The following is a 21,404-nucleotide window of genomic DNA, read 5'->3' as shown; positions in this document are numbered from 1 at the left end:
CACCGACCGCCCCTCGCACCCCGCCACCGATGTTCGATCACCCGTCTCAGCGACAGTCGTATCGTTCCCGCCCACACCGGTCCAGCGCGGCCGTCAGCCTGCTGTTGGCTGCGAGCGTCCCGGCCGTGATCTGGGCGGTCAGCAACCCGCTGCCGACGGCGCTGGTCATCGCCGCCGTGACCGTCGTCGTCCGTGGCGTCCGCGCGCTCCGCGCACGCGCCGCGGCCCGGTCGACGGCGTCCTCACCGCCCGTTGCGACCGGCCGGACCGACGGCCCGTAGCGTCCCGAGTTTCCACACCACGCCCAGCTCACCCACCGGCGACGAACTCGCGTCGGGCGTCGGTCAACACCTCGCGGGCGTGGCCGTCCGGGTCCACCTGCTCGTACCGCTCGATCACCTCGCCGTCCGCGAGGAGGAAGGTCACTCGTTCGGCCGCGCCGTCCGCCACGTCCACGCCGAACGCCGACGCGACCGATCCGTCCGGGTCGGCGAGCAGGTCGAACTGGAGCCCTTCTGCCGCCGCGAAGTCGGCGTGGGTCGCCACGTCGTCCGTCGAGACGCCGTAGACGGAGACGCCGAGTTCGTGGAACTCGGCGAGCGCCGCCTGAAACTCGCTAGCTTCGGTGGTACAGCCGCCGGTGAAGTCTCTGGGGTAGAAGTAGACGACCGTCGGGTCCGAAAACGCGAGCGTGACCGTCTCGCCATCCTGGTTGCGTGTCGATACGTCCGGTGCCGGGTCGCCGGGTGCGAGCATGGTCGCGGTTCGCGCGCGACGGTGATAATGGGGTGGGGAACAGTCGTCTACGGCCCGCGGTCGCCGCGATAGACGACCGACGGTCCGGCCTCACTCCACCGACTGCCCGCGCCACCACCCGTAGGCGTACCTCCCGCCGGCGACGAGCAACAGGAGGACGCCCACACCGGTCACGAGGAGTCCACGGACGAACCACGTGAATCCCGGGCCGAAGTCGTCGACGTGTCCGTAGACGGTCAGGCTGTACAGCCGTTCGTCTTTCTCGACGAGCGCGGGCAGACGGTCGACGAACGGATCGTTCACCCGTGGACGGTATCCATCACCGTCGGCCGACGAATTGTCGAGGATGCGGTCGACCGTCCGCTGGGCGCCCGGTGACAGGCGGTCGTACCGATAGACGTGTTCGTCGAGGATGGCGGCCGCCACCCGGTCGCGGGAGACGTTCTCGGCTCGAACGACGGATCCGTTCTCGACGACTCGGAGTCGGTAGTACCGCTCGTGATCGCCATACGCGTCGTAGACGAACGTCTCGTTGCGAGCGATTGCCCGGAGGTCGGCTTTCGTCCCGGCGTCGGTCGCCCGCGACTGCCCCGTCTCCATCGCCGCCGTCAACGCCGCTCGGGTCGCGTTCGGCGTCCGATACTCGCCCGCGGAGTATCGCTCCGACACCTGGTGAACCGAGAGCGCGACCGTCGTCCGATACTGCTCGACGATAGCGTCACGGTCCGACTCGTTCGTCGGGTCGAGCGGTTCGGCGACGTAGATCTGGGACGTCTTCGGTGGCGGTGCCGTCGCCTGCCCAGCCCAGCTCAGATACAGCGGTGCTGGCAGACAGACCAGCCCGACGGCGACGAGGAGGGTCAGCTTGCGGGAATCCATCGCCCGGCGCGTTTCCCCGACCGACGCATAGGTCTTCTGCCCCGATCACTGGTGCTGCGGCCATACCGGCTCTCAGCCCCGGAGCGCCACGATCAGCATGATCGCTCCGAGGAGCGCCGGGAGCGTCGCCGGTCGCACCACGGCGTCGAGTGCGCGCTCCTCCCGGTCGGCGGCCGCCGCCGCGACGAACGCGAATGGGTACGCGAACACCAGCGCCGGCTGGATACCGAGTGGAACCAGCAGGACGACCCCGCCGAGCAGCGCGAACGGGAGGTATCGTCCCCGTAGCCGACCCATCGACGGCAGGAGGTGTTCGCGGTCACGTTCGGTCCCGAGTTCGGCCGCCAGCAGGAGATACAGCGTCTCGGGACGCCATCTCGTCGGTCGGATCGGACCACGCGGTCATCGTCCGTGAAGCTGAGTGACTGGGACAGGGGTCTTGTCGTCGTTCTCACGACGCCCAATTGTTTTGGTAGTATTGCACAGTATTGAAAACCCTTTTCGAGCCGACCGCGGTATCCGTGGACATGACACCGATCGACGACGAGACCGGGCCGGGGTCGGATCGCGAGGAGGCGGCTGCCGGTCCCGCCGATCCGTACGTCGGGAGGGGGCTCCTCGACGTCGAGATGGGGCCGAGTTCGGCGCTCGCACACCTCTACCGCGGTGAAATCCACCGCATGAAGCTCTGGCGCGAACGGCTCGACCGCACCACCAACTGGGCGGTTCTGCTGATGGCCGCCATTCTGACGTGGGCGTTCTCGAACGAGACGAACCCGCACTACGTCATCCTCATCGGCAACGCCGCCGTCGTGCTCTTTCTCACTATCGAGGCCCGTCGGTACCGGGCGTACGATATCTGGCGGAGTCGCGTCCGCTCGCTCCAGCAGAACGTCTGGGCGCCCGGACTCGACCCGACGCGCCCACTTGCCGACGACGAGTGGCGCCGGAATCTCGCGGCGGACTACGCGCAGCCGACACTCAAGATCACGATGGAGGAGGCAATCGCGCACCGGCTCCGCCGGGTGTACCTCCCACTCTTTACCATCCTGAACGGGGCGTGGTTGCTTCGCGTGACGGCGTTCACCGACGCCACCTGGCCCGCGAGCGCGCGCGTCGGTGTCCTTCCGGGTGCCGTCGTCACGGGACTCGTCGTCGTCCTCATGCTCGGGGCGGCCCTCGTGAGTCTGCGTCCGCGGACGTGGCACGCGAGCGACGAACTTCGGGAGAAGGATCTCCGGCGGGATCGATCGGACCCGCCCTGATCGACCGCCTCACCCCTCGTCGAGCACCACCGCAACCGGCCACCGGGGGGTGTGTTCGGGCATCTCGTCCGCGTAGCCCAGTCGGAAGAGATGCTGTGGCTTCGCCCCGCCGGGGTCGAGTTCGTCCGCGAGCTGTCCCCGGAGGTCGGGGCGCTCCAGAATCTGGCTCATGGGGTGGACGGCGACCCCCTCGGCACTGGCGCGTAGGGCGACACGTTCGAACACACGTCCCGTCTCGACACGAGCGACCGGATCGTCCGTCTCGGTCGTCAGCACGCCGATCAGAGGGGCGCTTTCGACGAGCGTCGAGTTCTTCGCCGCCTCCCGATCACCGAGATCGAGGTGACTGACCACGGCCTGTCCGACGCGGGCCGCGAGCCACGAGTGTCCGAGCACGCCCAGACCGATCCAGCGGCCCAGTTCCTTCCGATACGCCGGATCTTCCATCTGCAGGCGATCTGCTTTCGCCTGCAACTCGCCGACGGCGCGTTTCGTCTCACCGGCGACGAGAGACAGGGCAACAGCGTCCGCGTCAGCGGCCGCCACGATCCGTTCCCGCGCCGTCACGTCCAGTGACTCCCCATCGAACGGGTCGTGACTCGTCCGCCGGGCGGTGAGTTCGTCGAACAGGGGTGACGCGTCGTCGCCGTCTCCATTCCCTCCGAGCGTCACCGTCGCCACCCGCTCCCCGCCTTTCTCGGGATACGTCACCATCGGATCGAGACCGAACCGCTCCGCAGCGACGACGAGGTTCTCCACGGCACAACCGAGACTCACGAACAGTTCGCGCTCGTCCGGATCGGCCACCGCCAGCCACCGCGACTCGTCGGCGGCGACGTGGATCGCGTTCCCGTCGATCCGGAACCGCCACGGCTGCGAGTTGTGGCTGGACGGCGCCAGTATCGCGTATCGCAGAAGAAACCGAGCCTGCTCGTCTATCCCTGCGTTCCCGGGAAAGTCGTCGGCGTCTACGTCCCAGACGGACCGCGTGAGTTCCGCAGCGGACATGTGTGTTCATCAGTACGATTCGACATAACTCCAGAGGGTGGCCGTCGGTGACGAAGAACGCCGCTATCGCAGGTCCCCGACCGAACTCATCGTCTCCGCCAGCGCGTCGCGTTTGGCGACCGTCGCGTTCGATTCGGGTTCGAGTACGCCTGCGACGGCGTCGGCCAGTTCGGGCACGGGGTCGTGCGTCTCGACGTACGTCGCCAGCGCGAAGTCCGCCTCGTCGGCGCCGACGAGTTCGACGGCCTCGGTGCGCGGGAGGTCACCGTTCAGCCAGTCGCGAACGATGTCGCGGGCGGTCGGCGCTAGCGGCGACAGGCCCGTGATGCCACACCGGTGGAGGAGTTTGGCGGCCGTCATCGGCGGGATGCCTGCCTCGCGGGCACAGTCGCCGACGCTCGTCCCCGCAGCGTACGTTTCGAGGACCGACGCCGCAGCCTCGGGCGTACACGGCAGCGCGTCAGCGTGCGTTTCGAGACGACCGACCAGATCCCCCCCTGTCGCGTCCACGGTCGGCACCCCTCGATCACGCTGGCGGTCGTGTACCTCGATCCCCGCGGCGATATCCGACAGTCCCATCGACCCACATTCCCGATCCGATCCATGTAAAAGCTAGCCCTGATCGGGAGACAGCGGCGAGAACGTACCGGTTACCGGTACGTTCGGCGCGGCGTTCGGCGGCGATTCACCCCGATCTCGCCCTCGTTTAAATACCCTATCGGGACCAAGTTTCGACTGTGATGAGTCAGGCACGTGCGGTCGAGTGTCCGGAGTGCAGTGGTCGACTGAACACCGAGGGAACCGAAACCGTCTGCGGGCAGTGTGGTCTCGTCGTCGACGAGTACCGGATCGATCACGGTCCGGAGTGGCGGTCGTTCGCGGACGACGACACGAACCCGGAGCGAACGGGGGCGCCGCTGACCCACTCGCGGCACGACCGTGGTCTCTCGACCGACATCGGTCGGTCGACGCGCGTGAAAGGCCGGAAACGGCGGCGGCTGTCGCGCATGCGCACCCAGCACAACCGGGCTCAGATTTCGACGAAGCGCGAGCGCAATCAGGTGTACGCCTTCACCGAGATTCGGCGGCTGGTCGGCTCGCTCTCGCTCCCGACGCACGTCCGCGAGGCGGCGTGTTCATTGTTCCGCACAGCGCAGGAGGCCGACCTGCTCCGCGGGCGGTCGCTGGAGGGGTTCGCCGCCGCGACGGTGTACGCCACCTGCCGGACGTGTTCGGTCTCCCGGACCGTCGAGGAAATCGTCGACGCCGCGAAGGCCACCGAAGACGAACACCGGGCGGCCTACCGCGCGCTGAATCGGGAACTCGACCTCCCGACCGGGCCGATCCACCCCGCCGAGTACATTCCGCGCTACGCGAGCGAACTCGACGTGAGCGATACCGTCCGCCAGCGGGCCGAGACGTACGCCCGCCGTCTCCGCGAATCGGGCGAGACCGCGGGTCGGAATCCGAGCGGCGTTGCCGCTGCTTGCCTCTACACTGCCGCCCGCGAAGCCGGTGCTTCGCTCACCCAGCAGGCCGCCGCGGACGTGGCCGGCGTCACGCCCGTCACCGTCCGCAACACCTACCAGCTGTTACAGGACTGATCGGTAGTTCCCTCACGAGTGATACTCGCTCTTCTGGCGTCGAGTCGCTATGGACGCGGTCGATGTGCCTTCCGAACGCCGTCTGCGAGCGAGCGAACCGCATCCGCCGCGACCGATTCCGGTGCCGCCGTCACCACCGGCCGCTCCTCGTCGACGGATCGACCCACCCGCGGATCGGCTGGCACCGTCGAGATTGGTGCGCCGAGTACCCGCCGAAACACGTCGACTGGCGGGTCGTCGGCATCCGTCGTTCGATTGAGCGCGACGCCGACCAGTCCGGCGTCGAGTTCGCGCGCCAGTTCGCGCGTCCGCACCGCATCCGCCAGCGCGAACTGCCGTGGCGACGCCACCAGTACGCTGGCGTCCGCGACGGCGAGCGGGACGCCCACGTCCGCTCGCATGCCCGCCGGACAGTCCACCACCACGTCGCCCCGCTCGTCCGCCACTGTCCGGAGCGTGTCGGCCAGTTTCCCCACGTCCGCTCCGCGCGCCCCCGCCAGCGACCGCCCGCACGGCAGGATCGACACCGGGCTGCCGCGGATGGCCTCGGTCGCCTCCGCCTGCTCCGCGAGTACGTCGTGCAGATCCGGCCCGCGGCCACGGGGCAGATCCGCCATCCCGAGGTCGGCGTCGACGACGACGGCGTCGAGCGCCGCCCCGAGGTTGTAGGCGACCGTCGTCTTCCCGACGCCACCTTTGCCGCCCGCGACGGCGACGATCATACCAACCTCCGAAGGGCGTCGACCGGCACGTCGACTGCCGCCGCCCGATCGGCGAGCGCCGCCGATCGCTCCGCGACCGCTTCGAGCGCGGCCGCGTCGTCGGCGAGTCGCGTCTCCAGTTCGGACACCGCTCCTCCGTCAGCTTCGAGTGCCGCTGCCGCCGTGTCGACCGATGCGTCCGTCAGTCGCTCCCCGCGTTCGATCCGCTCCGCGGCCGCTGTCAGCCACGAGTCGACTGCCGGTGGGACGGCGTCGGCGCCCCCGTTGCCGTCGCCATCGATCCCTTCCGACGACTCCCTCCGAGGGTCCCCATCGTCCTCGTCGACTTCCCTGCCGCCCGGAATAGCGTCGATCGGCGGTCGTGGATCGCCGAGTTCCCGGACGGCGGCGGCCGGCGTGTCGGCCGAATCGCCGCCATCGGCTCTCCCCTCGTCGGCAACCGAGACGGGCGGCCGAGTCGCCGGGGCTGGACAGGCGTAGCCGAGATTTCGGCGGCCGTCGGCCGGGACGACGCCCGCGAATCCGTCGTCGTTCCAACCGGATTCGGGCACGCCCTGCCGTCGCGGCGGGAGGACGGGACCGTCCAGACGGTTCGTCACGCGGACGCGGCGGTCGACCGGCGACGGGTTCCGCAGGTCGACCGTCACGAGGACCACACCGTCGTGGCCATCGAGCGGCGTCACTGACCAGTCGGATTCCATGGCCGGGAGTGGCCGCGTCACCCGATATAAATCACCGGCGCGTCGAGCGTCGACGCGGCCGCCTCGGCGCCGTCGAGCCGTTCCACTCCGTCGACGACGACCGGCGCGTCGAGGGGTGCGAGCCGAGCCACGGCGAGCGCGGCGGTCACCGGGTCGCCGTCGTACGCTCCTGGCGACGGCCCTACCGTCCCGTCGCCCGGGACTGCCCGGAGCGCCGCACGGAACCGCTCCCACACGGCGCTCGCCAGATCACGCCGCACCTCGCGTTCGAGATTCGCCACCCGGTCTTCGAGTTCGAGGCGACGGTCACGGCGGTCACGCGCCGCTCGCGCCGCTTCCTCCGCCCGGTCGAGCGCCTGTTCAGCCGCGATACGCTCGGTTTCGGCCGCCGAGAGCTGACTCACCGCCTCGTCCAGCTGTGCCTCGACGGCCGTCGTGTCCGCGCCAGTCTCCCGGCGTGCCTGTAGTCGGCCACGCAGTTCGGCGACCCGTTCGCGGAGTCGGTCTTCCGCCGCGCCGGTCTCGGCGACGCGTCGCCGCGCTGCCGCCACGTCGACGGACGGCGGCGACAGATCGGCCAGTTCCGTCCGCGTCGCTTCGAGCTGTGACTCGGCAGGTGACGTGTGCCCCAGCGCCCGCGCCGCGGTGGCGAGCGCCGCCCGCCGGTCGAACGTCATCGGCGGCAGGCGTGCGACGTGGTCGTGTGGATCGCTCGGTGGCGGGCAGTCGATCCGGATTCGACCATTCTCGCCGTCGATTGCACGCACGACGGCCGCCGCGGACACGTCTGTCTCTGTCAGATCGATCGCTCGCCCTTCGCGTATCCGACCGTCGATTCGTACGCGCATCGTTACTCACAGATCGGCATCGCGCATCGTTTCGGGATCGGGATGGTCGGTCCCTGCGGCGAATTTGGCGTACGGCGTACTCGCCGTCTCGCGGTCCTCGTACGCTGCGGCCGCCTCCCGCACCGACTCGGGGACCGTGTCGAACTCGTTGAACGGACGTGTGCGCTCGATCTGTACATCGTCACCGTGTTTCGCGCGGAGCCGGAGCGCGAGAAACGCACCCAGTTCCGTCTCCGCGAAAAGCGCTGCGCGACCCAGTCGCCGGACGACCGCCGACTCGTGGGTCCGACAGACGTTGCGGAGCGTCGTTCGAGCGCCCTGCGAGTACGTGACGACGAGTAGCAACGCGTTGCCATGTCGACAGGGATAACCTAACAGTATCGGTACCGGCAGTCTCCTACTCCAGTCGGTCGACCTCGAACGTCTCGGGCGCGTCCACGGCGTGGTCGGCAATCCGCTCTCGGGCCTCGGCGCGCGACGACGCAACCACCACGACGCCTTCGACCGCCTCGTCGCCCTTCCCGACGTACGCCGCCAGCGCCGTCTCGTCGTCGAACTCCGTGGCGTACGTCCGGAGCGTCGCCAACACGCGTTCCTCGGTCGCCGCGAGGTCGGTCTCTCCCTCCTCGAACGCCCGGAGCGCGTCTTCGACGTTGCGGATCGCGGAGATGCGGTCCATCAGACCACCTTGTACTGGTCCTGTTTCGGGCTGTACAGGTCGCCCTTCCGGCGCAACTGCTCGATCTGATCCATCACCTTGTCCTCGTCGATACCTTCCGCCTCGGCGCGTTCGACGATGGCGTCGATGGGCGCGCCCGCCTCGCCCTCGTACTCGGCGTCGACCGTCTCGATCACGTCCTTGATGCTCTTGATGCGGTCGCGCTGGCTCTTCGAGGTGCCCGTCTCGATCACGTCGGCGTCGAACTCGCCCGTCTCGGGGTCGACGCCGATGTCCTGCAGGCAGGAGCGGACGATTTCGATGACGCGTTCGGCGTCGTCGCGCTCCACGGTGTCCGAGAGCCGAACCCGCGCGCTCGCCTCCGCGAGTCGCACCAGCGCCTCCAGTTTCCGGGCCGTGACGGGCACCGGCGCGTCCTCGTCCGCCCCCTTCGCGCGAAGATCGACGTAGAAGTCGCGGATGGCCGCCTTCGCCTCGTCGGTCATCGTCGGGAAACAGGTGCGCTTGGCGTACGCGATGTACTTCCGCAGGAGCTCCGGGTCGATTTCGGGGTCGACTGTGTCGGTGACCGACTCCACCTCCTCTTGGCTGTGATTCGAGTTCGCCACCTGCTCTCGCTGGGTGTTCAACTCGCCCGCGTAGTTGGTGCGCAGGATGTGCTCCGCGAGGGCGGCGTCCTCGTCCGGATCGGGCTGGTCCGTGACGGTGAAGATCAGGTCGAACCGCGAGATGAGTGCGGGTTCGAGGTCGATCTGTTCGCCGATGGGTTCGTACTGGTCGAACCGGCCGTACTTCGGGTTGGCGGCGCCGAGGAGGGAACAGCGGGATTTGAGGGTGGCGTTTATTCCGGCCTTGGAAATCGAAATCTGCTGCTGTTCGAGCGCTTGGTGCATGGCCGATCGATCCTCCGCGCGCATCTTGTCTAGTTCGTCCACAGCCGCGATCCCCTGATCAGCCAGCACGAGCGCCCCGGCTTCGAGACTCCACTGTTGTCCCTCACCGAAGTCGTCGCGTACGGCGGCGGCCGTGTTGTGCGTAACGATGCCATTGCCGACGAAGTTGTTCGTCTCGGGGACAGTGAGGTCAAACAGCTCCTTCTCCTCCGTATCGACAGCGGCGACGACTTCGTCCCACACGAGATTCGCGTCGACGGCCTCCCGGACAGCCGATTCGACGGGTCCGAGGTCACGCTCCGTGAGCATCGCCCGTGCCCGTTTTCGGCTCGGATTGTCGCCACGATGGATATTCTGGTAGTAGGCGCCGGCCGATCTGGTCACAGCCGCAAGTGTTCTCCCGACCGGAAGCCGCTCGCCTCGTCGGGTTGCGTCGCCAACGATGCCGTCGAGTGCCTCGGTCTTCGCCGCCGATTCGAATCCGATCCGTTCGGCGAAGGCATCGACGTTTTGCCCGTACATCGCCAGATGCGTCTGTACGGCCTTCGATTCGATTTCGTAGCCACTTTCCAGTTCGTACGTCCCACGTCTGTCACGCTCGCGCCGACGCGCTCGAACGCCGTACGTCTCCAGCATCAACTGGACTTGGCGAGCGAACTCGTCGCTGATCGTCGAGAACTGAATACTCGATCCGCCGTCGTCGCGGGCGGAGACCGATCCATCCGCGTCGAACAGGCCACGGAGGAACGCATCGGCGTGTTCTGCGGTCGTCAACCGCGGATCGAGACTGAGGCCGTCTTTCGGGGTTTCCATCCCGAGATTCCGGAAGAAGCGAGCGATCGTCGCACTGTGAATACGAATACAGGGGACACGTTCGTCCTGTTTCTCGATCTCGACCGACTTGTCGAAGGTTTCCTCGACGATCCGTGCGGCTTTTCGAAGTAGCTCCTCGTCGCTGTTGGAGAGGCGAACGTGCCCACGATTTTCGCCACGGCGAGACAGCATGATGTCGCCGTCGCCGAACACGAGACCAATGAGATACATGAGATCCTCGTCGAACGAGTCCGGAATGGTGATGCTGTTGCCGTGACCGAGCATCGACCGCGCTACGTTGATGTCCGAACGGTCGGCGTCGATAGCTTCGAGTATTCGATCGAGTCGTGAGAGCGGCAGGTGTCGGTTCGACAGCGAATCGTAGATGAAATCTTCGGTGAGTTCCAGTTCTGCGGCCGCGTCCCGAAGGGTACCGAACTGCTCACGCAGGCGCCGCCGAAGGAAGGTGATCGATTCCTCGTCCGGTTTCAGTTTCTCCCCCGAGAACTCGAAAAACGCTCGCGGTGACAGCGTCGAGCGTTCAGGATCTTCGTATTTCGGCACGGCCACGAAATCGCCGGCCTCGATTTCCGATATTTCGCGCCACTCGATGCCATCGTCGCCACAGATGAGGACTGGCGTATTCGTCGACGTTTCCAGTTCTTTTCCGTGAGCTGTCTCGATTCGGCGGCACTGTTTTTCGGGCATTCGCCAGACGTAGGAACTGGTCCGTTGGGTCATCTCACCGCTCGTCCGGTCGAACGTGTAGAGATCGTACTCGGCTGGTTCGGATGTCTCCGTAGTAACTGGCTCGGGATGGTGCGGCTTGACCAGCTCACGAATCGGTTCGAACCCGTCTGCCGTGTGGATCAGCGTATCGCCGGTCACACAGAGCCCGGCCGATGACGATCCCTTCCCGGAGGTGTAGACGGATCGGGGCGCAATATTGCGGATGTAGGACAGGAGCTGTGAGTTGTGCGAGACGATGCCGTTGCCGAGGTACGTGTGTGTTTCGGCGACTTCGAGGTCGTACACCCAGTCGTAGTTGGGGGTGACGGTTTCTATCGATTCGATGCGATCCCAGTGGACGCCGCCGTGACCACCCGTTCCGTCGACGGTCGTCGAACCACCGTCCGGGACAGCGGAAGTCGGCGTTGTCGATTCCTTCTCCGCGCCGTCAACTACGCCGCTTCCACTTGCTGCGATACGATCACCGACTTCGAGTTCGTCGGCTCTGATCGCATCCATGTGTCCTCCATCCGGAACGAACAGAGGGTGTGACGGCGTTACCTCCACCTCGCGGCCGGATTTGGTGCGAATGCGGTACATCCGCTCGGGCGCTTCCCGTTTCCACACCTTCGTCGCCTCTCCGACGGTGATGTTCCCGTCGGCAGTCACCGTCTGGACGGAGAAATTGACCGACTCGTATACTCCGTCGTCGACCGATACAGGATTTTCCAGCCGCGATTCGACGAGTTCTCCGAGCATTCGAACCGTCCCGTCTCCGAGAACGACCTTAGTATTATATTTCTGGCATTTTCCCGTACCAGGATCACCGATGAGGAGCATATGCAGGTCCCCCCGAATCCGCGACCCGTCGGGCAGGTGTTTGGTCACGCCCGAGAACAGCTGGAGGATCATCGCGAGTTTCTCCTGATCGTAGCCGTAGATGGAGGGTGCGACGGAGGCGACCATCTCGTCGTAGATGTTCTTGTGGTTGGAGAGTTCGATGATGTCGCGTTTGTCCGCCTCGCTGATCTCCATGTCCTCGAACTGTTCGTCCTCGATTTCGACGCTGACGCCATCCATATAGAGGTCGAACAGCTGGGATTTCTCGTTGCCGTCCGTCACCTGATCGATGTGGAGGACGCCCGTGACGGTGACGTGGTCGCCCGCAGTCACCTCGCCGGTGATGTCGTCCTCGATGTCGATGTCGATGCTCTGGGGCGTCTCGCCGCCGCGGAGCCCCTCCGGCGACTCCTGCACCCGGAGTTTCTGCGAGTCGACGAACTCGCTCTGGTCGTAGTTGACCCGGAAGGGTCCCTGTCGCTCACACCCCTGACACTCGTGGGGTTCCTGAAACCCGCCGTCGGACTGGGGGATGTAGGTCATCGTGCCGCAGCGCTGGCACTCGAAGGCGGCTTCGACGATCTTCGGGCGTACGTCGGTGGCCTTGCGGACGATGCCCGAGACGGCGATCATGCGCCCGACGTGGTTGTCGTGGACACGAATGGACCGGATGTCGATGCTGTCGGGCAGGTTCCGCAGGCGGACGTGGGCCTGTCCGAGCGACACGTCCGCGGGGAGGTCGTACACCCGCAGGGCTTCCTCCGCGAAGTCCTGCAACTGATCGGGCTGTGCGATGAAGTCTTCGGCGAGGTCGGGGTCGAACTGATAGAGGTCGTCGTAGTCGACGTGGAGAGAACGCTGTTCGTTGGGATACCGCTGGGCGAGTTGGCTGATTGCGTCGCGGTAGTAGTTCCGGTAGAACCGGACGAAGCGGTCGACCAGTTCCTGATTCGGCGACGACTGCGCCATTGCAATTCCCTTGCGCGGGATGACCTAAGAGTCTTCGTTTGGGCCGCCGCTCACCGCACGACGGCCCAGAATCGGAGCGTCCGCGGCACCTTCGCCATCAACGCTGGCCGGTTGCTGTCGAGGGGGTCGTCGTCGTAGTCGTCGGGATCGGGACTCCCGGGTTCGAGCACCCGGCGCACGTCGAAGCCGGCGTCGACCGCCGCGTTGTGGAGGTCGCTCACCGTCCGGTCGAAGACGGTCAGATCCGCGTCGTACTCCTCGTCGATGGTGATCGCCCGCCGCCCGGCGTCGTGGTAACTCCGTTCGAGGGATTCCGTCGCTGGATCGAAGCACTCGTAGAACGGGTGGGGCACGTCGAACACGAGCACTCCGTCCGCCCGGAGGACGCGTCTGGCTTCGGTCAGATACGCGTCGAAGTTCTCGATCATCTGCACGACCCAGCCCGAAAAGGCCACGTCGAAGGTGTCGTCGGCCAGCGGCAGTCGGGTGACGTCGCCCTCGACGAACTGCACCTCGACGCCGTACAGATCCCGGAGCCACCTGGCGTGTTCGAGTTGCGCCGCCGAGAAATCCACGCCGACGACCGTCTCGGCGCCTTCCACCGCGGTGCCGACGCTCGCCTGCCCGCCGCCACACCCCAGTTCGACGACGTCGATCCCCGACACCGACGGGAGGAGGTCGGGCTGACTCCCGCCCGGCGCGTCCGACGCGAACGGACACGGAGCCGGCGGGAGGCCGCCCTCGTCGGTGTCGGCGTTCCAGAGCGCTTGGAAGGCGTCGCTCCATTCGTTCCAGAGTCGCTGGTTCGTCGTTCGGGTGTCGCGCATGGGGACCGTCGATCCGGAACCCCGAACGGGACGATATTCAGCGTTGGGTCGGGACGGACTGCTAGAACGACACGTCCGTCTCGATGTCCTCCGTCGCCTCCCGCAGTCCGTCCTCGCGAGAGTCGCTGGCGAGGCGGTCGGACAGATCCTTGTCGGTCAGGAGTTCGACGAAGGCGTCCCGGAAACGGTGGTTGGCGCGGACGGCGCGCTCCCGACTCGCCTCGACGGCGGGCGTCTCGTCGTCGTCTTCGCGGGCGAGGTGACAGTCGAGACGTGCCTGCAGGACGGTATCGGCCGACAGATTGAGCGCGTCCGCGAGCGCCGCGTCGTCCGCGCCGTCGTAGAACCCCCGAATCAGGCTGACGTACGCGTCAGGGTCGAGGTCGGTGTCGAACTCGTAGCGCTCGCGCATGGTCGCCACGAGTTCGCGCAGGCGTGCGTCGACCGCGTCGGGGTCGGCGTCGCCGTCGACGAGTGACCCGCGGCGCTCGGCCTGTCGCTCCGTCACCGTCTCCTCACCACCCGTCGCGTCGAGGAAGATGTCCCGTAGCTCCGCGGTCTTGTCGTCCATACTACGTGTACGATGCCGTTCGCGGGCAAAAATCCATCGGCGCGCCCTGCGTCAACCCACACCTACTAAGTGGTTTACGAGAGAGTGGTTGGTATGTCGACATCGACCGACTCCGTCGAACTGGTGGGCGACGAGGCGACGAGCAACGTCGCCCGGGCGGTGCTGTTCGCGGCGGCGACCAGCGCTACGGCGCCAGTCGATATGGTCCATCCCCTCGCGCCGAACGTGCCAATCACGCTCCAGACGCTCTGGGTGTACCTCGCGGGTATCGTCCTCGGTCCCCTGTGGGCGGGCGTCGCGTTCACCCTCTACCTCCTCGCCGGCCTGATCGGCCTGCCCGTCTTCGCCGGCGGCAACGCCGGTCTCGGCGTCATCCTCGGTCCCACCGGCGGCTTCCTCATCGGCTTCCCCCTCGCCGCGATGTCTATCGGTGCCGTCGCCCACGGCACGGACGGGCTGACGCCGCCGTCCGAGATTCCGGTCCCCCGGCTCGTCGGCGCGCTACTCGCGGGCACCGCCGTCGTCTACGCCGCCGGCGCCGTCGGCTACTCGCTCGTGCAGGCCATCGGCCTCGTCGCCGCCGTCTCGGCCGTGGTCGTCCCCTTCCTCCCGGTTGCGGGGCTGAAAGTCGCCGCGACGGTCGCCATCGTCCGCAGCGACGCGCTCGTCGCTCGATGATATCCGTCGAGGACTACACGTACCGCTACGGCGAGGAGACACTCGCCGTCGACGGCGTCTCCCTCACCGTCGCGGCCGGCGAGTTCCTCGTCCTCGCCGGCCCCAACGGTTCGGGGAAGACGACGCTCGTCCGCGGATTCAACGGCCTGTTGACGCCCGACGCCGGCGAAATCCGCGTGAACGGCACGCCCGTCACCGACGACCTCGTCGCCGCCCGCGCCAGCGTCGGCATGGTGTTTCAGGACCCTCGTGACGGCTTCGTCGCCGCGACGGTCGGCGGCGACGTGGCCTTCGGCCCCGAGAATCTGGGGCTGGAGCGGCAGGAGATCGACCGCCGCGTCGACGACGCCCTCGACGCCGTGCGCATGGCTGGTCGGCACGAGGACCGCATCGACGAACTCTCCGGCGGCGAGCGCGAACGCGTCGCCATCGCGGGCGCGCTGGCGATGGACCCCGATCACCTCGTCCTCGACGAACCGTTCACCGGACTCGACCTGCGCGCGCGGGAGTCGGTGCTCGACCGCCTCCGCGCACTCAACGACGACGGCGTCAGCGTCGTCGTCGTCACCCACGACCTGCGCGACCTCTCGACGCTCGCGGACCGGACGGTCGTCCTCTCGGACGGACAGGTGGCGCTCGATTCGGACGACCCGTCGCCGAAGGAGCTAGAGACGCTCGGCGTCCGCCCGCCATGATCACCTACGTCGCGGGCGACACCCCGATCCACCGCCTCGACCCGCGGACCAAGCTGTTCGTGCAGGCCGCCGTCGCCGTCGCCGCCTTCGCCCACACGTCGCCTCGCGGCCTGCTTCTCCTCTCCGCGTTCGTCCTCGGCGTCTGCTGGCTGGCCGCGACGCCCCTTCTCGCCAGTCTGCGTTCCTACCGCGCCTTCCTGCCCTTCCTCGTCGCCGGGCCGCTCGTGGAGGGCGCGACGCTCGGGACTCCGTGGTTCGTCCCCGCCGACGCCGTCACGCCCGCGCTGGCGAGCTATCGGGTCGTCCTCCTCCTGCTCGTCTCGACGGCGTACATCCGCACCACGCGCGTCCGGGAGTCGCGGGCGGCGATCCAGTGGCTCCTCCCCGGCCGCGCGGGCGTCGTTCTCGGTGCCGGCGTCGGCTTCGTCCTCCGATTTCTCCCCCTGCTCCGCGACGACCTCTCGACGATTCGGCAGGCGATGGACGCCCGCCTCGGCTCGGAGCGCTCGCTCCGCGAGCGAATCCGGCTGATCGGTGTGACGGGTCTCCGACGCGTGTTCCACCGCGCCGACCGCTTCGCGCTCGCCCTGCAGGCCCGGTGTTTCGCGTGGAACCCGACGCTGCCGCCGTTGAACGCGACGTGGCGGGACGGGCCGGCGATGCTGGCGGGGGTTGGGCTGGTGGTGTGGGCCGTTCTCTGACCGTTAGCGCGGGTACTCGATGACATCGATGCGTTCCCCCACCGCCGGTTCGAGAAGCGTTCCGTCGTTCGTGGCGAACGTCGCGCCGTGTTCGTCGGCACTGGCGACGAGGAGCGCGTCGACGGATTCGAGTTCGATGCCCGAGGACTCGAGGTCTTTCTGCAAGCGAGCCGCTCGGAGAACGGTGTCGTCACCGATGTCCAGCACCTCGAACTCGCGGGTCGCCGCGTACACGTCCTCTATCGTCCCGCGTGGTCGCCCGTAGATTGCACCCATATAGGCCTCGAAGAGCACGAGGCTCGGAACCGCCCACGGCTCCGTCTCGTATCCCTCCAGAAACACCTTCGCGGCGGCGATGCCGTCGAGGTAGTCACCGAGGAGATTAGTGTCGAAACACAGCATCAGGACTCGTCGACGCGCCGATCCATCTCCTCGCGCAACCGGTCGTGGGCGTCGGCCATTCCCTCGCTGATACCCACGTCAGCGAGTGCGCCGAACCCGCTCCAGCGGTCGCCGGTCGTGAGGCGGGTGACGACGTCGTCGAAAGAGTCACCCTCCTCTTTCAGTTCCTCCAGCCGACGCCAGTTCTCCTCGGAGATGCGGATGGTCTTGTCGGCCATGTATACACGATGTATACTCCGATGTCGTATCAATCTTCGGTGGACGGGTGTGACAACCTTTAACCCGCCCCTGCGCCGCCCACTACGTATGCCCGTCCTCCAAACCGTCACGCGGGAGACGTTCTGGACCATCGGCCCTGTGGGCGAGGCCGCCTTCTACTACCTCGCGGCCGTCGCCATCCTCGTCTTCCTGTACGGCGTCTACGCCCGGATTTCGGAGTACGCCGCGGCGCCGGCGGACCCCTTCGACCGTCTCGACGACCTGCCCGGCCGCGTCGCCCGCGCGACTCGACTCCTCCTCTCCAACGAGGCGCAGTTCGACCGCGACACCTACGCCGGCGTGATGCACACGTTCCTCGTCTGGGGCTTTCTCACACTGCTCATCGGGACGACCATCCTCGCCATCGACATGGACATCTGGACGAAACTGTTGGGTCAGCCCTCCTTTTTCGTCGGCCGATTCTACCTCTCGTACTCGCTGGTGATGGACGCACTCGGCCTCCTCTTCGTCGTCGGCGTCGGGATGGCGCTCTGGCGGCGCTACGGCGTCCGTGAGTCCCGTCTCTGGGGCAAACACACCGACCTGGAGGACGACGCCTTCGTCTGGACGCTCTTCGCCCTCGGCGTCGGCGGCTACGTCGTCGAGGCACTCCGCATCCTCGGCACCGGCTTCCCCGACTTCGAGACGGTGAGCTTCGTCGGCTACGCCCTCGCCCTCCTGGGGCAGGAAGCCGGCATCTCGCCCGCGACGGCCGAGACGGTCTACGCCGCCGTCTGGTGGAGTCACTCGTTGCTGGCGCTCGGCTTCGTCGCCCTCCTCCCCTACGCCAAACCCGTCCACATGCTCACCTCGATGGCGAATATCGTCACCCGCGACGAGCAGGCGGGCAAGCGTCTGCCGGGCGTCCCCGCCGACCTGCCGCCGGACGAAATCGGCACCGGCTCGGTCGACGACTTCACGTGGCGCGAACGCCTCGATCAGGACGCCTGTACCACCTGTGGCCGGTGTTCGTCCGTCTGTCCCGCCAACGAGGTGGGCCGCAACCTCGACCCGCGGGACGTGATCCTCGACCTGAAGGCCTACCGCGAGGAGCGGGCGGCCGGCGAGGCCGAGGAGGTGCCCATCGTCGCCGACGGGGGTGAGAGCGTCATCGACGCCGAGTCGATGCACGCCTGTCTCTCCTGTATGGCCTGTATGGACGCCTGCCCCGTCGACATCGAACACGTCAAGCAGTTCACGGGGATGAACCGCCGGCTCACCGAGTCGGGCGAGATGGACCCGCACGTGCAGGACGCGATGATGAACGTCTTCCAGCAGGGCAACGTCTTCGGCGACCCTGCGCGCAAGCGCCCGGAGTGGACCGACGAACTGGAGTTCGAGGTGCCCGACGCCCGCGAGGAGGACGTGGACCTGCTCTGGTACGTCGGCGACTACCCCTCCTACGACGAGCGCAACGAGCGCGTCGCGCAGTCGCTCGCCCGCATCTTCGAGGCGGCGGGCGTCTCCTACGGCATCCTCTACGAGGACGAGCAACACGACGGCAACGACGTGCGCCGCGTCGGCGAGGAGGGCCTCTACGAGATGCTCGTCGAGGACAACGCCGCCGCCTTCGCCGACGCTCAGTTCGACGAAATCGTCTGCACCGACCCGCACAGCTACAACACGTTCACCCACGAGTACCCCGAGATGGCCGAGGAGTTCGACTACCCCGTCTCCCACTACACCGAGGTGGTCGAGCGGCTGGTACGCGAGGGACAACTCCCCCTCTCACCCGCACTCGGCCAGACCGTCACGTACCACGACCCCTGCCACCTCGGGCGCATGAACGACGTGTACGAAGCACCCCGGGATCTCGTGCGCTCGACGGGCGCGACGCTCGCGGAGATGCCGCGCAACCGGGCCGACTCCTTCTGCTGTGGCGGCGGTGGCGGCGGCGTCTGGACCGAAGTCGAGGAGGAGCGAAAGCCGAGTGAGGAGCGCCTCCGCGAAGCGGTGGAAGATACCGACGGCGCGGTGGAGCAGTTCGTCGTCGCCTGCCCGATGTGTACGACGATGTTCGAGGACGGCCGCAAGACGGGCGGGTACGAGGAGGATCTGGAGATCGTCGACCTGACCGAACTGTTGGTGGAGGCGATGGAGGCAGCTGCCATCGACGGCGCGGACGACACTGGTCGGACGGGCGCTGCGGCGGACTGATACGGGTCGTCGTAACTGTTCACCTCCGTGGGTGTCCCGATATTGGTAGATTGTTTATTATCTGGGGAACAGACAGGGTATATCCAGCTGCGGAGCGATAGCCAACAGGGGGAACGGGTGCCTCTGACATACTGCGCCCCCCCGACTCCCCGCTGTTCTGGACCGAGTATAGTCACGCTTCATTTCGGTACTCACGGTGGTAGTGTTCAGATAAGCAGGTGACACTGGGACCACCTCGAAAGCCCCGACTCCAGCGAGTCGCCCCTTTCAGTCCCGCCCGCATCGGCTGGCCGACCGGCCGCCGGGGGCTTTCGAGGGGTCCACATCCAATCCTAATCTGAACAGTATCCGTAGATATCTATTCGATAGTCGCTCTGGTCGAGATGGCGTTGTGATCAGTGAGCAGTGAGTGGCGGTGCCGATGAACATTCGTTGCATCTGGAGACCGTGGAAATAGGTGTGCGTGGGGCCTTCCGCATAACTCGTCGGGGAGACCAGCGGCAACAGCCGCGGATGACGATGTGGTCATACGGATGTCGACAGTCGGTAGAGCGTCTTCCCCATAGTGAAATACAGTTCTTCATTTGCGGGCACCAGAAGGAAGTGACGGCTTTCAGTGTCGGGACTGAAGTACCCTGCTACCGACATCGTCTCGGAATCGAGAATATACACGTCCTTGTCGATGAGAGCATACAACAATCCATCAATGAACTTGAGCCACGTCGTCGGCCCCGGAAGAACTGTCCGCTGGTCAACCTCCCCGTCAGCGGTGTCAAGACGATACATCGCGGGGATTGGCGTACTGTCTCGCACTTCGTTCGCAGCGACGAACATACTGTCACCGGTAATAACTGGCGGAGCCGCTGCTCCAGCCGCTCGAGCGTCCTCCGGGGTGAACGTCCATTCACTCGAACCGTCATCAGGATTCACAGCCCTGATAACAGTGGGCCCTCCGCCATAGAACAGCCGATTGCCCGCTGCAACAACTTGCGTCGTGATTTCAGATTCGCCGAATTTTAGATGAGACGTAATTGACCCGTCGTCAATTCCTAAACTCCAGAGGTAGTTCCCTCCAGTGACATACACGGTATCCCCCTGAACAATTGGAGCTCCCAGGGGAGACCCGAAGTGGGTTGTCCTCTGGCCATCGCTAACCGTACTGAACATCAACTCAGTCTTCCAGTGAAGAGTCCCGCCAATGTCAACAGCGTAAGCGTAGCCTGCGTCGTCACTGCCATATACAGTGCCATTATTAACGGTGATGCCCCTAAGCTGATCGTCTGCGTGGATCACCCATTCAACTGTTCCGTCTGTGTTGACGCTGTTTAAATAGGAGCCAGCACCAGCATAAATGCCACTTTCCGTTGCTTCCAACAACGTCTCCCAGTTATCCAGTTCCACCGACCACTGCTCTTTGCCACTCGCCGCGTCGAGAGCACGCAGCGTGCTGTCAAACAAACCAACGTAAACAGTATCTCTGTGGACGCTGAGAGACGCGATATCTTCTGGGAAGTCCGTAGTTTTCCAGTCGATAGTTTATTCTTGTTCCCCTCAGGAGTAGTGATTTCATCCTTTGTTTGTGGCACAGCCGTTGGCGTTGCCGTCTGTGTCGCGGTCGGACTGGTTGGTGGCACATCAGTCGCTGTCTCGGTCGATGTGGATTCACCATTCGAGCTACAACCCGCTAATCCGGTCACTGCCCCCGCGCCAAGCAGACTAATTGCTTGGCGGCGTGACATTTCATTCATAAAACAGCCTCATTTTTGCTAGCCTAGTAAACGTTCTGAATTCGGGGAGGTTGTCGACGTAGTGGGGGAATTCCTCGGCGTAGCAAGCATAAATCTCCTCGTGGGTTGCCTGTCACCATGTCATGAGTCGGCCTCCTCTTTGAGATTCGTGAAGCCGCTCAGGAGTACGCCTCGTTAAACTCCCGTTCACGCCGCATTAACTCCTCAACACCGTATTCGAGGATTCCACGACCCATCGCAGTCGGCCGATAATACGTGTAAAATCCCTGGCTGTTCGCGGTTCGTCGCTGGCGTTTGTCGACGAGTCCGACATCGACGAGCTCGTCGAGATGGTAGTGGAAATTGTGGGATTCCACATCGACGGCGGATTTGAGGTCAGTAGCACTCAACTCGTCGTTTGCGGTGAGCGTACGTAGGATGCGAAATCGCGTGGGATGACCAATTGCCTGTTGCATCGCCAGATACTCCTCCAGCGTGAGGCCACTGTCATCGGGCAGTAGTGGCGTCGGTTTACGGACCCCCTTTTCCGTTCGTCGATCGGTTTCTACCATCTGGTTGCTCTGTCTTGGACCAGGGGCGCCATCTACTTAGATATTCTCTAGTAGAACATTTTTGAAAACGCCGAGATTTATATACTACTGAGTCGAAACGCCGAGGCGAG

General features: G+C 65.7%; 24 protein-coding genes. 6 read left to right on the top strand and 18 right to left on the bottom strand.

All coding sequences use genetic code 11. From position 1 onward, the window contains the following. Positions 1–46: 46 nt before the first annotated feature. From DU502_RS00125 to DU502_RS00110, 4 genes are all read right to left on the bottom strand, one after another. The gene (locus tag DU502_RS00125; RefSeq protein ID WP_124896980.1) at positions 47–313 is read right to left on the bottom strand and encodes a hypothetical protein; all 267 of its coding nucleotides are present in this window, start codon (positions 311–313) and stop codon (positions 47–49) included. Continuing rightward, positions 310–756: a peroxiredoxin gene (locus tag DU502_RS00120; protein ID WP_121921286.1), complete on the bottom strand. Its 447-nt coding sequence runs from the start codon at positions 754–756 to the stop codon at positions 310–312. Before DU502_RS00120 ends, DU502_RS00125 begins: the two co-directional genes overlap by 4 nt. Before the next feature lie 90 nt (positions 757–846). Continuing rightward, positions 847–1,635 (bottom strand): hypothetical protein, encoded by a 789-nt coding sequence (locus tag DU502_RS00115; protein WP_121921287.1) that lies wholly within the window; start codon positions 1,633–1,635, stop codon positions 847–849. 72 nt (positions 1,636–1,707) lie between these two features. After that, complete coding sequence (locus DU502_RS00110) at positions 1,708–1,932, bottom strand: hypothetical protein (protein ID WP_121921288.1); 225 nt, start codon at positions 1,930–1,932, stop codon at positions 1,708–1,710. Positions 1,933–2,162: 230 nt separating this feature from the next. Here DU502_RS00110 and DU502_RS00105 point away from each other — a divergent pair, with 230 nt between their 5' ends. Beyond that, entirely contained in the window at positions 2,163–2,900 is a 738-nt protein-coding gene (locus DU502_RS00105; protein ID WP_121921289.1) for a DUF2270 domain-containing protein, read from the top strand. Between the two features lie 9 nt (positions 2,901–2,909). Here DU502_RS00105 and DU502_RS00100 read toward each other — a convergent pair whose 3' ends face one another. Then, complete coding sequence (locus DU502_RS00100; RefSeq protein WP_121921290.1) at positions 2,910–3,908, bottom strand: Acg family FMN-binding oxidoreductase; 999 nt, start codon at positions 3,906–3,908, stop codon at positions 2,910–2,912. Positions 3,909–3,971: 63 nt separating this feature from the next. Then, on the bottom strand, positions 3,972–4,487 hold the full coding sequence (locus DU502_RS00095) for a DUF7858 family protein (protein ID WP_121921291.1): 516 nt from the start codon (positions 4,485–4,487) through the stop codon (positions 3,972–3,974). A 161-nt stretch (positions 4,488–4,648) separates the two neighbouring features. Here DU502_RS00095 and DU502_RS00090 point away from each other — a divergent pair, with 161 nt between their 5' ends. Then, on the top strand, positions 4,649–5,512 hold the full coding sequence (locus DU502_RS00090; RefSeq protein ID WP_121921292.1) for a transcription initiation factor IIB: 864 nt from the start codon (positions 4,649–4,651) through the stop codon (positions 5,510–5,512). 47 nt (positions 5,513–5,559) lie between these two features. On the opposite strand, the gene DU502_RS00085 is transcribed toward DU502_RS00090, so the two are convergent. From DU502_RS00085 to DU502_RS00050, 8 genes are all read right to left on the bottom strand, one after another. Beyond that, positions 5,560–6,234, bottom strand: coding sequence for a P-loop NTPase (locus DU502_RS00085; RefSeq protein ID WP_121921293.1), 675 nt, complete (start codon positions 6,232–6,234; stop codon positions 5,560–5,562). Beyond that, positions 6,231–6,935: a DUF7857 domain-containing protein gene (locus DU502_RS00080; RefSeq protein ID WP_121921294.1), complete on the bottom strand. Its 705-nt coding sequence runs from the start codon at positions 6,933–6,935 to the stop codon at positions 6,231–6,233. The genes DU502_RS00085 and DU502_RS00080 overlap by 4 nt, the downstream gene beginning before the upstream one ends. A 17-nt stretch (positions 6,936–6,952) precedes the next feature. Next, positions 6,953–7,783 (bottom strand): DUF7856 family protein, encoded by an 831-nt coding sequence (locus tag DU502_RS00075; protein WP_121921295.1) that lies wholly within the window; start codon positions 7,781–7,783, stop codon positions 6,953–6,955. 6 nt (positions 7,784–7,789) lie between these two features. Further along, positions 7,790–8,128, bottom strand: a complete 339-nt coding sequence (locus tag DU502_RS00070) for a DUF7855 family protein (protein ID WP_121921296.1) — start codon at positions 8,126–8,128, stop codon at positions 7,790–7,792. Between the two features lie 52 nt (positions 8,129–8,180). Further along, positions 8,181–8,462, bottom strand: coding sequence for a DUF7854 family protein (locus tag DU502_RS00065; RefSeq protein ID WP_121921297.1), 282 nt, complete (start codon positions 8,460–8,462; stop codon positions 8,181–8,183). Further along, positions 8,462–12,706: an LAGLIDADG family homing endonuclease gene (locus DU502_RS00060; protein ID WP_121921298.1), complete on the bottom strand. Its 4,245-nt coding sequence runs from the start codon at positions 12,704–12,706 to the stop codon at positions 8,462–8,464. Before DU502_RS00060 ends, DU502_RS00065 begins: the two co-directional genes overlap by 1 nt. Before the next feature lie 50 nt (positions 12,707–12,756). Then, positions 12,757–13,533 (bottom strand): class I SAM-dependent methyltransferase, encoded by a 777-nt coding sequence (locus DU502_RS00055; RefSeq protein WP_121921299.1) that lies wholly within the window; start codon positions 13,531–13,533, stop codon positions 12,757–12,759. Positions 13,534–13,594: 61 nt separating this feature from the next. Then, positions 13,595–14,104, bottom strand: coding sequence for a conditioned medium-induced protein 4 (locus DU502_RS00050; RefSeq protein ID WP_121921300.1), 510 nt, complete (start codon positions 14,102–14,104; stop codon positions 13,595–13,597). A 93-nt stretch (positions 14,105–14,197) separates the two neighbouring features. Between DU502_RS00050 and DU502_RS00045 the strand changes: the two genes are divergently transcribed. The 3 genes from DU502_RS00045 to DU502_RS00035 are packed head-to-tail and all read left to right on the top strand — an operon-like array spanning position 14,198 to position 16,178. Further along, the gene (locus DU502_RS00045) at positions 14,198–14,782 is read left to right on the top strand and encodes a biotin transporter BioY (RefSeq protein ID WP_121921301.1); all 585 of its coding nucleotides are present in this window, start codon (positions 14,198–14,200) and stop codon (positions 14,780–14,782) included. Continuing rightward, the gene (locus tag DU502_RS00040) at positions 14,779–15,477 is read left to right on the top strand and encodes an energy-coupling factor ABC transporter ATP-binding protein (protein WP_121921302.1); all 699 of its coding nucleotides are present in this window, start codon (positions 14,779–14,781) and stop codon (positions 15,475–15,477) included. The genes DU502_RS00045 and DU502_RS00040 overlap by 4 nt, the downstream gene beginning before the upstream one ends. After that, entirely contained in the window at positions 15,474–16,178 is a 705-nt protein-coding gene (locus tag DU502_RS00035) for an energy-coupling factor transporter transmembrane component T family protein (protein WP_121921303.1), read from the top strand. The genes DU502_RS00040 and DU502_RS00035 overlap by 4 nt, the downstream gene beginning before the upstream one ends. A gap of 3 nt (positions 16,179–16,181) precedes the next feature. On the opposite strand, the gene DU502_RS00030 is transcribed toward DU502_RS00035, so the two are convergent. Together DU502_RS00030 and DU502_RS00025 are read right to left on the bottom strand one after the other, a co-directional pair. Continuing rightward, positions 16,182–16,580, bottom strand: coding sequence for a PIN domain-containing protein (locus tag DU502_RS00030; protein WP_121921304.1), 399 nt, complete (start codon positions 16,578–16,580; stop codon positions 16,182–16,184). Further along, positions 16,580–16,798, bottom strand: coding sequence for a DUF7557 family protein (locus tag DU502_RS00025; RefSeq protein WP_121921305.1), 219 nt, complete (start codon positions 16,796–16,798; stop codon positions 16,580–16,582). The genes DU502_RS00030 and DU502_RS00025 overlap by 1 nt, the downstream gene beginning before the upstream one ends. A gap of 88 nt (positions 16,799–16,886) precedes the next feature. Between DU502_RS00025 and DU502_RS00020 the strand changes: the two genes are divergently transcribed. Continuing rightward, a complete protein-coding gene (locus DU502_RS00020; protein WP_121921306.1) occupies positions 16,887–18,995 on the top strand; it encodes a (Fe-S)-binding protein in 2,109 nt (702 codons plus the stop codon). A gap of 525 nt (positions 18,996–19,520) precedes the next feature. Here the strand turns inward: DU502_RS00020 and DU502_RS00015 are convergent. Together DU502_RS00015 and DU502_RS00005 are read right to left on the bottom strand one after the other, a co-directional pair. After that, the gene (locus tag DU502_RS00015) at positions 19,521–20,396 is read right to left on the bottom strand and encodes an outer membrane protein assembly factor BamB family protein (protein ID WP_449271745.1); all 876 of its coding nucleotides are present in this window, start codon (positions 20,394–20,396) and stop codon (positions 19,521–19,523) included. A 505-nt stretch (positions 20,397–20,901) separates the two neighbouring features. Continuing rightward, the gene (locus DU502_RS00005) at positions 20,902–21,294 is read right to left on the bottom strand and encodes a winged helix-turn-helix domain-containing protein (RefSeq protein WP_121921308.1); all 393 of its coding nucleotides are present in this window, start codon (positions 21,292–21,294) and stop codon (positions 20,902–20,904) included. Positions 21,295–21,404: the final 110 nt, after the last annotated feature.

Source organism: Haloplanus aerogenes (assembly GCF_003856835.1).
GTDB lineage: Archaea > Halobacteriota > Halobacteria > Halobacteriales > Haloferacaceae > Haloplanus > Haloplanus aerogenes.
The sequence above is the reverse complement of the archived record's forward strand: the minus strand, read 5'-3'. Positions and strand labels throughout refer to the sequence as shown.